This window comes from Streptomyces milbemycinicus (genome assembly GCF_002154605.1).
In the GTDB taxonomy this organism is placed as follows: Bacteria; Actinomycetota; Actinomycetes; order Streptomycetales; family Streptomycetaceae; genus Streptomyces; species Streptomyces milbemycinicus.
Window position 1 is genome coordinate 1 of record NZ_MUNE01000078.1, and the last position, 9,185, is coordinate 9,185.

General features: G+C 67.8%; 8 protein-coding genes. 6 read left to right on the forward strand and 2 right to left on the reverse strand.

What is annotated here, in order from left to right; all coding sequences use genetic code 11:
• The first annotated feature begins 182 nt into the window (after positions 1 to 182).
• The 4 genes from CCN51_RS07280 (at position 183) to CCN51_RS07295 (ending at position 4,060) form a co-directional block, all read left to right on the forward strand.
• Positions 183 to 644 carry an Lrp/AsnC family transcriptional regulator gene (locus CCN51_RS07280; protein ID WP_014178657.1) on the forward strand — a complete coding sequence of 154 codons (462 nt, stop codon included), beginning with the start codon at positions 183 to 185 and terminating at the stop codon, positions 642 to 644.
• 69 nt (positions 645 to 713) lie between these two features.
• A complete protein-coding gene (gene mqnE / locus CCN51_RS07285; RefSeq protein ID WP_014178658.1) occupies positions 714 to 1,892 on the forward strand; it encodes an aminofutalosine synthase MqnE in 1,179 nt (392 codons plus the stop codon).
• A gap of 129 nt (positions 1,893 to 2,021) precedes the next feature.
• Positions 2,022 to 2,309, forward strand: coding sequence for a DUF4229 domain-containing protein (locus tag CCN51_RS07290; RefSeq protein ID WP_014178659.1), 288 nt, complete (start codon positions 2,022 to 2,024; stop codon positions 2,307 to 2,309).
• Between the two features lie 419 nt (positions 2,310 to 2,728).
• Positions 2,729 to 4,060 (forward strand): dicarboxylate/amino acid:cation symporter, encoded by a 1,332-nt coding sequence (locus CCN51_RS07295; RefSeq protein ID WP_014178660.1) that lies wholly within the window; start codon positions 2,729 to 2,731, stop codon positions 4,058 to 4,060.
• Between the two features lie 72 nt (positions 4,061 to 4,132).
• Here the strand turns inward: CCN51_RS07295 and CCN51_RS07300 are convergent, their stop codons facing one another.
• Positions 4,133 to 4,489 carry a carboxymuconolactone decarboxylase family protein gene (locus CCN51_RS07300; RefSeq protein ID WP_014178661.1) on the reverse strand — a complete coding sequence of 119 codons (357 nt, stop codon included), beginning with the start codon at positions 4,487 to 4,489 and terminating at the stop codon, positions 4,133 to 4,135.
• A gap of 199 nt (positions 4,490 to 4,688) precedes the next feature.
• Here CCN51_RS07300 and CCN51_RS07305 point away from each other — a divergent pair, with 199 nt between their 5' ends.
• On the forward strand, positions 4,689 to 5,789 hold the full coding sequence (locus CCN51_RS07305; RefSeq protein WP_014178662.1) for an NAD(P)/FAD-dependent oxidoreductase: 1,101 nt from the start codon (positions 4,689 to 4,691) through the stop codon (positions 5,787 to 5,789).
• Positions 5,790 to 5,809: 20 nt separating this feature from the next.
• Here the strand turns inward: CCN51_RS07305 and CCN51_RS07310 are convergent, their stop codons facing one another.
• Complete coding sequence (locus tag CCN51_RS07310; RefSeq protein ID WP_014178663.1) at positions 5,810 to 7,441, reverse strand: GMC oxidoreductase; 1,632 nt, start codon at positions 7,439 to 7,441, stop codon at positions 5,810 to 5,812.
• Positions 7,442 to 7,601: 160 nt separating this feature from the next.
• On the opposite strand from CCN51_RS07310, the gene ctaD reads away from it, so the two are divergent.
• The coding region (gene ctaD / locus CCN51_RS07315; RefSeq protein ID WP_086859375.1) for an aa3-type cytochrome oxidase subunit I at positions 7,602 to 9,185 on the forward strand (1,584 nt) is incomplete at its 3' end.

Genomic DNA, 9,185 nt, shown 5'->3' on the forward strand with positions numbered 1-9,185 from the left:
GAGGGGGAACTCCGGGGTGGGGCCGGGGACGGATAGCGGGCCGTACCGCCATGTCGCCTTGACCGCGTGGCCCGCCCGCACAGGCCGTAGGGCCTTCAGGTTCTAGAGGATGAGAAGCCTCTGTACCTTAGTTTATGCGTGTAAACTTGCTGTATCTCTGAATAATGGAAGGCGCACGGCATATGGACGCGGTGGATAGGCAGCTCATCCAGGCCCTGCGGGAGAACGGGAGGGCCTCGTACGCGGAGCTCGGCCGGCTCGTCGGCCTTTCCGGACCCAGCGTCACGGACCGGATCAACCGCCTGGAGGCGGCCGGAGTGATCACCGGCTACCGCGCGACCGTCGACGCCGCGTCCCTGGGCCTCGGGGTGACCGCCCTCATCGGCATTCAGCTCTCCGACGCCGCCGACCACGAGGACGTGGCGGGGCGGCTGCGTGAGCTGGCCGAGATCGAGGACTGCTGGTTCATCGCGGGCGACGACTCGTACATGCTCAAGGTGCGCGCCTCGGACGTGGACGGTCTTGAGCGGACCATCCGGCGGCTGTCCAGGACCAAGGGCGTCGCCCGTACGCGTACCACGATCGTGCTGTCCACGAAGTGGGAGAACCGGGTCGGCGAACTGCCCGACGACGTCAAGGCGTAGTCTCAGGAAGGCCACTTAAGCAAAGGCCTACATAAGCAGACGTATTGCAGACGTATGGGAGGCGGCCGCATGACTGCGTCTATCCAAGATGCGGGTCTCAAGCGCGAACTGGAAGAGAAGGTCCGCGCCGGAGAGCGGCTGTCCCGCGAGGACGGCATCGCGCTGTATGAATGCGATGACCTGGCCTGGCTCGGCGGGCTGGCCCATGAGGTGCGCACCCGCAAGAACGGTGACGTGGTTCACTTCAACGTCAACCGCCACCTCAACATGACCAATGTGTGCACCGCCTCGTGCGCGTACTGCTCCTTCCAGCGCAAGCCGGGCGAGAAGGACGCGTACACCATGCGCATCGAGGAGGCCGTCCGCCTCGCCAAGGCGATGGAGAACGAGAACCTCACCGAGCTGCACATCGTCAACGGTCTGCACCCCACCCTCCCCTGGCGCTACTACCCGCGGTCGCTGAAGGCCCTGAAGGAAGCGCTTCCTCAGGTGTCCCTGAAGGCCTTCACCGCCACCGAGATCCACCACTTCGAGAAGATCTCCGGGCTGCCGGCCTCGGAAATCCTCGACGAGCTGATCGACGCCGGCCTGGAGTCGCTGACCGGCGGCGGCGCGGAGATCTTCGACTGGGAGGTCCGGCAGCACATCGTCGACCACGAGACCCACTGGGAGGACTGGTCGCGTATCCACCGGCTGGCCCATGAGAAGGGCCTCAAGACCCCGTGCACCATGCTGTACGGGCACGTTGAGGAGCCCCGGCACCGGGTGGACCATGTGCTGCGGCTGCGTGAGCTCCAGGACGAGACCGGCGGGTTCCAGGTCTTCATCCCGCTGCGCTACCAGCACGACTTCGTGGACATGAAGGACGGCAAGGTCCGTAACCGGCTGCAGGCCAGGACCACCATGGCCACCGGCGCGGAGGCGCTGAAGACCTTCGCGGTCTCGCGGCTGCTGTTCGACAACGTCCCCCATGTGAAGGTCTTCTGGGTGATGCACGGCGTACGGACCGCGCAGCTCGCGCTCAACCACGGCGCGGACGACATGGACGGCTCGGTCGTCGAGTACAAGATCACTCACGACGCCGACAACTACGGCACGCCGAACAAGCTGACCCGGGACGATCTGCTGGAGCTGATCCGGGACGCGGGCTTCCGCCCGGTGGAGCGGAACACCCGCTACGAGATCATCCGCGAGTACGAGGGGCCGGACCCGGCCCGGCGCGAGGCGCCGCAGCCCATGCGCGCCTGACACCGCCGGCATCCGCCCGTGCCCGACGCCCACCAGGGGCCGGTCCCGGATCTCAGGGTCGTCGCGGAGGCCTTGGGGCGTCCGTGATTCACTGGATGGGCAGGACTTCCCAGCAGAAAGAAGACGGCCGTGCCTTTCAAGCCGAGCGCGACGTTCCGCTACACCGCCATGCGCCTGGGGATCTTCGCGGGCTCCTTCCTGGTGATGTGGGCCCTGGTGTACTTCCGGGTGGTGCCCGCCGGGCTCGGCGGCTCCAATTTCTTCTGGGTCGCGCTGCTGGCCCTGGTCGTCTCGGCGCCGCTGAGCTTCGTCCTGCTGCGCAAGCAGCGCGACGAGATGGCGGTGCAGGTCTCGGAGCGGGTGGACCGCGCCAAGGCGCGGCTCGCGGCGAACCAGAGCCAGGAAGACGGCGTCTGAGCCACACCTGCGCGCTTCTGCCTCCGCCGTTCCGCCTCCGCTTTTCTGACGGCTTCTGCTTGTAACCCTCCTCACACCTCTTCAGCGTCCCGTCTTCCAGCTCCCGCTGGCAGGCGGGACGTTGTCCGTTCGCACCCCTGTGTGTAAAAGCTTGGCTATGGGGAACTCAAAGTCATGGTGTTAATGTTCTTGTCATGACGACCGCAGCCGCGCCCCGCTTCCCCATGAGCGTCCCGCTCGTGGCGCGCCTGCACATCGATCTCTGCCGCTGCCGGTCGGCGGCCTGTCGCCGCCGCTGACCGCTTCTCACGCCTCAGCGGCCGGAGACCGTACGGACTCCTGGCTCACCCTCGTCCGCTACCTCGTCCCCTGGCTTTTCGTGCCTTTCCCTGCCTTCCCCTGCCTTCGGAGTGTGTCCGTTGTCATCCGTCCCCGACGCGTCGTCCACGTCGTCCTCCATACGCCTGCCCAAGGTGCCGTTCTGGGCGCAGATCCTGCTGGGCCTGGTGCTCGGCGTGGTGCTCGGCTGGGTCGCCCGCAGCGGTGACGTCGGCTGGCTGGTCACCACCCTCGACAAGATCGGCTCGATCTTCGTCCAGCTGCTGAAGCTCGCCGTCGCGCCGCTCGTCTTCTTCGCGATCCTGATCTCGATCACCAACCTGCGGAACGTCAACAACGCGGCGCGCCTCGCGACCCGCACCCTGCTGTGGTTCATGGCGACCTCGCTGATCGCGGTCGCCATCGGCCTGACGATCGGTCTGATCACCAACCCCGGCTCGGGCACCGGCCTGACCCCGCAGGACGGCGCCAAGCCCGACCACGCGGGCTCCTGGCTGGACTTCCTCACCGGCATCATTCCGACCGACGTCATCACGCCGTTCACCGAGCTGAACGTCCTGCAGATCGTCTTCATGGCCGCCGTCGCGGGCGTCGCCGCCCTCCAGCTCGGCGAGAAGGCCCAGCCGATCCTCACCCTCAGCCAGGCCATCCTGGAGCTGCTGCAGAAGGCCCTGTGGTGGGTCATCCGCCTCGCCCCGCTGGGCACCCTCGGCCTCATCGGCTACGCCATCGCCGAGTACGGCTGGGACCTCATCGGCAAGTACGCCACCTTCACCGCCGACATCTACGTCGGCTGCGCCCTGGTGATGTTCGGCGTCTACCCGACGCTGCTGGCCACGGTCGCCAAGGTCAATCCGCTGCACTTCTTCAAGGGCGCCTGGCCCGCGATCCAGCTCGCCTTCGTCTCCCGCTCCTCGGTCGGCACCATGCCGGTCACCCAGAAGGTCACCGAGCGCCTGGGCGTCCCCAAGGAGTACACGTCCTTCGCGGTGCCCTTCGGGGCGACGACGAAGATGGACGGCTGCGCCTCGATCTACCCGTCCATCGCCGCGATCTTCATCGCCCAGATCTTCGATGTGCACCTCGGCGTCGGCGACTACCTGCTGATCGCCTTCGTCTCGGTCATCGGTTCGGCCGCCACGGCCGGCCTCACCGGCGCCACCGTCATGCTGACCCTGACCCTGTCCACGCTGGGCCTCCCGCTGGAGGGCGTCGGCCTCCTCATGGCCATCGACCCGATCCTAGACATGATGCGCACCGCGACCAACGTTGCAGGTCAGGCCCTGATCCCGGTCCTCGTCTCGGCCCGCGAGAAGATCCTCGACCGGCACGCCTACGAGCACGCCTCCGCGTCCCCCCTGGACAACGCGGACACGGTCGACGACCGCCAGGTGGTCCCGGCCGCGGCGTAGCAGCCGCCCGTTCCCGACGTCGCCCCGCTCTCGCCGTCCTCGGTCGAGAGCGGGGCGACGCGTTTTATTCGCTCAGGACCTGCTCCGGTGCCGGGCGTCAGCCTCGGCTATTGTCGCGGCTTCGGCCTCGGCCAACGCGATGGTGAAGCCGAGCGCCTTAGTGATGTGACTCGCGGCTGACATGACGCGCGCCGTGCCCACGACGGGGGCGATCGCGACGAGAACGTCTTGCAACTGCTCGGCTGTCAGGTTGGCCTTGACAGCGGGATCGACGTGGGCGAGGTAGGAGATCCCCGGTGCGTCCATGGCGACGAGCGCGGCGAGGCGGGTGAGGATGAGCGTGCGGTCGTCCAGGCCACAGCGGTCGATCGAGTCGACTGTCATGGCGGCGAGCGTGTCGAGAACGGGCGTTTCTGACGTTGTGGCCATGTCCGTATCGCCTTCCGGTGCTGTACGGAGCCGACACGCGCCACCCGCTCGCTGACCACGGGAATCCCCACGCGTTCGGCGGCTTGTTCTTTCACCGTAAAGGCCCCCTGAGGCTGATGCCTGCTGGGCTGATCGGGTGGACCTTGCTGGATCGGCAAGAGAAGTGGCCGTTCTGACATGTGCCGCGCAGTGTGGGCGTATGAGCGAGGACAAGGTTGCTGAAGAGTTCGATGTGGTGGTGGTCGGAGGGGGCGCCGCCGGGCTGTCGGGGGCGTTGACGCTGGCGCGGGCCCGGCGGTCCGTGGTGGTGATCGACTCCGGTGAGCCGCGTAACGCGCCCGCCGCGGGGGCGCACGGGCTGTTGTCCCGCGACGGGGTGTCGCCGCTGGAGCTGTTGCGGATCGGCCGGGAGGAGGTGGCCGGGTACGGCGGGCAGGTCGTATCCGACGTGGCGGTCTCCGCCCGGCGGGTGGCGGGCGGCTTTGTCGTCGAGGCCGGGAGCGGACGCCGCTTCCGGGCGCGGCGGCTGCTGGTGACGACCGGGCTGGTGGATGAGGTGCCGGAGGTGCCGGGGCTGCGGGAGCGGTGGGGGCGGGATGTGCTGCACTGCCCGTACTGCCATGGCTGGGAGGTCCGCGACGCGCCGATCGGGGTGCTGGGCGGCAGTCCGCTCTCCGTGCACCAGGCGTTGCTGTTCCGGCAGTGGTCGGCTCAGGTGACGCTGTTCCTGCACACCGGTGCCGAGTTGGCCGAGGACGAGTGGGAGCGGCTGGCCGCGCGGGGGATCGCCGTGGTCGACGGCGAGGTGACGGGCCTTGAGGTGGTGGAGGACCGGCTGGCCGGGGTCCGGTTGGCCTCGGGGCGGCGGGCGCCGGTGGAGGCGCTGGCGGTGGCGTCGCGGATGGTGGCGCGCGGCGAGGTCCCGGCGGGCCTCGGGCTGAGTGCGGTGGAGCATCCCATGGGGGTCGGGACGTATGTGCCGTCGGACGCGAGCGGGCTCACCGAGGTGGCCGGGGTGTGGGCGGCGGGGAACGTCACCGACCTGCTGGCCAACGTCCCGGTCGCGCAGGCGGCCGGGTTCCAGGCCGCGGCGGCGATCAACGCCGATCTGGTGGCCGAGGACACCGACGTCGCCGTGGCCCGCCGCAGGTCGGCTGCTGCCTCTGAAGCCGCTTCCGAAGCCGGTTCCGGGGGCGTTTTCGGTCCGGCCGGCGAGGCCGAGGTCTGCGCGCGGGTCCTGGGCGAGCGCCGGCACGGTCTCGAACCGCTGCCGCGCTCCCAAGGGCCCGCGCAGCCGTAGCGGCAGCCGCGGTAGTGGCGTCAGCCCACGCCGTCCTCGGCCAGGACGCGCGCCATGGTGCGCTCGGCCAGGGCCGTGATGGTCACGAAGGGGTTGACGCCGATTGAGCCCGGGATGAGCGAGCCGTCGGTCACGTACAGCCTGTCGTAGCCGACGGCCCGGCCGTACGCGTCCGTGGCGCGGCCCAGGACGCAGCCGCCCAGGGGGTGGTAGCAGAAGTCGGCGGCGAAGGCGCGGGTGTCGCCGAAGAGGTCGTAGCGGTAGATGGTGCCGTTGGCGGAGTTGAGGCGGTCGAAGAGGGATTTGGCGGCGGTGACGGAGGGGGCGCTCTGGGTGCCGGTCCAGTTCAGCACGGCGGCGTCCTTGGCGGCGTCGTAGGTGAAGGTGCCGCGCTCGGGGTTCTTGGTGATGGCCAGGTAGAGGCTGGCCCAGGTCTCGGTGCCGGCCGGGAGCGGGGCGATCTCGGCGAAGACGGGGTTGGTGGCGTTGGACCAGTCGTCGATCCCCATCACCGGGATCGTCGACTGGTTGGCGCCGGTCGTGTTCCATATGTGGTTGGCGCGGCCGAGCATGACGTTGCCGTTGCCGCCCCAGCCGCGGCCGATCTGCGGGCTCAGTGCGGGCAGGGTGCCGGTCTCGCGGGCGCGCAGCAGGAGCTCGGTGGTGCCGAGGCTGCCCGCGCCGAGGAAGAGCGAGCGGCAGGAGATCTCGTCGGTACCGACGACCGCGCCGGTGTCGTCGAGGCGGTCCACGGTCAGGACGTACGTGCCGTCGGCGGCCCTGCGGATGGCGCGGGCGCGGCTGAGGGTGCGGATGGTGACGTTCCCCGTGCCGAGGGCCGCCGCGAGATAGGTCTTGTCGAGGCTGCGCTTGCCGAAGTTGTTGCCGTAGATGACCTCCTGGGCGAGGGCGGACTTGGTGGCGGTCCCGGCGGCCTCGCGCTGCATGTAGTCGAAGTCGTACACATTGGGGACGAAGACGGTCTTCAGGCCCGCCGTTTTCGCCTGGTCGCGGGAGACGCGGGCGTACTTGTACCACTCAGTGGACTCGAACCAGGCGGACGGGACGGTGGCGGCGCCGAGCATGCGGTTGGCGAGCGGGAAGTACGTGGCGTACATCGCATCGGCGTCGACCTGGGGCAGCACCTCCTGGAAGTACGCGCGGGACGGGGTGACCGCCATGCCCCCGTTGACGAGCGACCCGCCGCCGACGCCGCGTCCGACGTAGACGGACATATTGGGGAAGCGGACGCGGTCCAGGACGCCGGGGTAGGGCGTGATGTCCTTGTTGATGACGTCCAGCCACAGGAAGGTGGCCAGCGGCGCCTCGGTTCTGGTCTTGAACCACATGGAGCGCCGGTCGGGCGCGGTCATCGAACAGTAGACCTTGCCGTCGGAGGCCGGGGCGTTCCACAGTCGCCCCATCTCCAGGACCAGGGTCTTCACGCCCGCCTCGCCGAGCCGCAGGGCGGCGACCGCCGCACCGTAGCCGGAGCCGACGACGACGGCCGGGGCGTATTCGGCGCTCGCCGCGGGGGCGGGGCGGTCGGCGGCGGCCGCCGGGGAGAGGGCTATCCGGGTGAGCCCGAGGGCCGCGGCGCCGCGCAGGGCGGCCAGACCAAGAATATGACGACGCGTCAGATTTGCTGTCATGCTCGCATCATGCGCCGGAACCCCGGGTTCCGCCCATACCGCTCACTCATGGTCTTTTCTTGACCACTCCTGTCACACGCCCACCAAAGGGTCATAGCAGCCACTTCCGCCCCAGTCGCGTTATGAACGTCGGACGCGTACGGCGTCGGGCGGAGGAGCAATGGCGGTAGAGGCGAGGCGGGCGGAGCAGCGGGAGCCCGAGCGGGAAAGCCGGAACAGAGTCGGCACGGTCATCATCAATTGGCTGACCACGACCGATCACAAGAAGATCGGCACCTTGTACATGGTGACGTCCTTCGCCTTCTTTCTCTTCGCCGGGCTGCTGGCGATGGTGATGCGGGCGGAGCTGGCGCGGCCGGGTACCCAGCTTGTCTCCAATGAGCAGTTCAACCAGGCGTTCACCATGCATGGCACGATCATGATGCTGATGTTCGCGACGCCGCTGTTCGCCGGTTTCACGAATGCCATCATGCCGCTGCAGATCGGCGCCCCGGACGTGGCGTTCCCGCGGCTGAACATGTTCGCCTACTGGCTCTATCTCTTCGGCTCGCTCATCGCGGTGGCCGGATTCATCACCCCGAACGGGGCCGCCGACTTCGGCTGGTTCGCCTATACGCCGCTGTCGGACAAGGTGCATACGCCGAATCTGGGCGGCGATATGTGGGTCATGGGGCTCGCCTTCTCCGGGTTCGGCACGATCCTGGGCGCGGTCAACTTCATCACCACGATCGTCTGTATGCGCGCCCCGGGGATGACCATGTTCCGGATGCCGATCTTCACCTGGAACGTCCTGCTCACCAGCGTGCTGGTGATCATGGTTTTCCCGGTGCTGGCCGCGACCCTTTTCGCGCTGGAGGCGGACCGTAAGTTCGGCGCGCGGGTCTACGACCCGTCCAACGGTGGTGCGCTGTTGTGGCAGCACCTGTTCTGGTTCTTCGGCCATCCCGAGGTCTACATCATCGCGCTACCGTTCTTCGGGGTGATCACCGAGATCATCCCGGTGTTCAGCCGCAAGCCGATCTTCGGATACGCGGGTCTGGTCGCCGCGACCGTCTCCATCACCGGGCTGTCGGCCACGGTCTGGGCGCACCATATGTTCGTCACCGGGGCGGTGCTGCTGCCGTTCTTCGCCTTCATGTCCTTCCTCATCGCGGTGCCCACCGGGGTGAAGTTCTTCAACTGGGTCGGGACGATGTGGAAAGGGTCGCTGTCCTTCGAGACACCGATGCTGTGGGCCATCGGATTTCTCGTCACCTTCCTGTTCGGCGGGCTCACCGGGGTGCTCCTGGCCTCGCCGCCCCTCGACTTCCATGTCAGCGACAGCTATTTCGTGGTCGCCCACTTCCACTACGTTGTCTTCGGGACCGTGGTGTTCGCGATGTTCGGCGGATTCTACTTCTGGTGGCCGAAATTTACCGGAAAAATGCTGGACGAACGGCTCGGGAAAATCCATTACTGGACGTTGTTCACCGGTTTTCACACCACCTTCCTCGTCCAGCACTGGCTCGGTGTCAAGGGGATGCCGCGGCGCTACGCCGACTATCTGGCCGCGGACGGATTCACCGGGCTGAACACCATCTCGACCATCGGCGCGTTTCTGCTCGGCCTGTCCACCCTCCCGTTCCTCTACAACGTCTGGAAGACCGCCAAATACGGGGAGAAGGTGACCGTGGACGACCCCTGGGGATACGGCAGATCGCTGGAATGGGCGACCTCCTGTCCGCCGCCGCGGCACAACTTCCTC

What these genes read in the sequence shown, in the direction of transcription:
- CCN51_RS07300 (WP_014178661.1), bottom strand. Translation starts at nt 4,489, where the DNA reads ATGGCCACAACGTCAGAAACGCCCGTTCTCGACACGCTCGCCGCCATG.
- CCN51_RS07305 (WP_014178662.1), top strand. Translation starts at nt 4,689, where the DNA reads ATGAGCGAGGACAAGGTTGCTGAAGAGTTCGATGTGGTGGTGGTCGGA.
- mqnE (WP_014178658.1), top strand. Translation starts at nt 714, where the DNA reads ATGACTGCGTCTATCCAAGATGCGGGTCTCAAGCGCGAACTGGAAGAG.
- CCN51_RS07280 (WP_014178657.1), top strand. Translation starts at nt 183, where the DNA reads ATGGACGCGGTGGATAGGCAGCTCATCCAGGCCCTGCGGGAGAACGGG.
- CCN51_RS07310 (WP_014178663.1), bottom strand. Translation starts at nt 7,441, where the DNA reads ATGACAGCAAATCTGACGCGTCGTCATATTCTTGGTCTGGCCGCCCTG.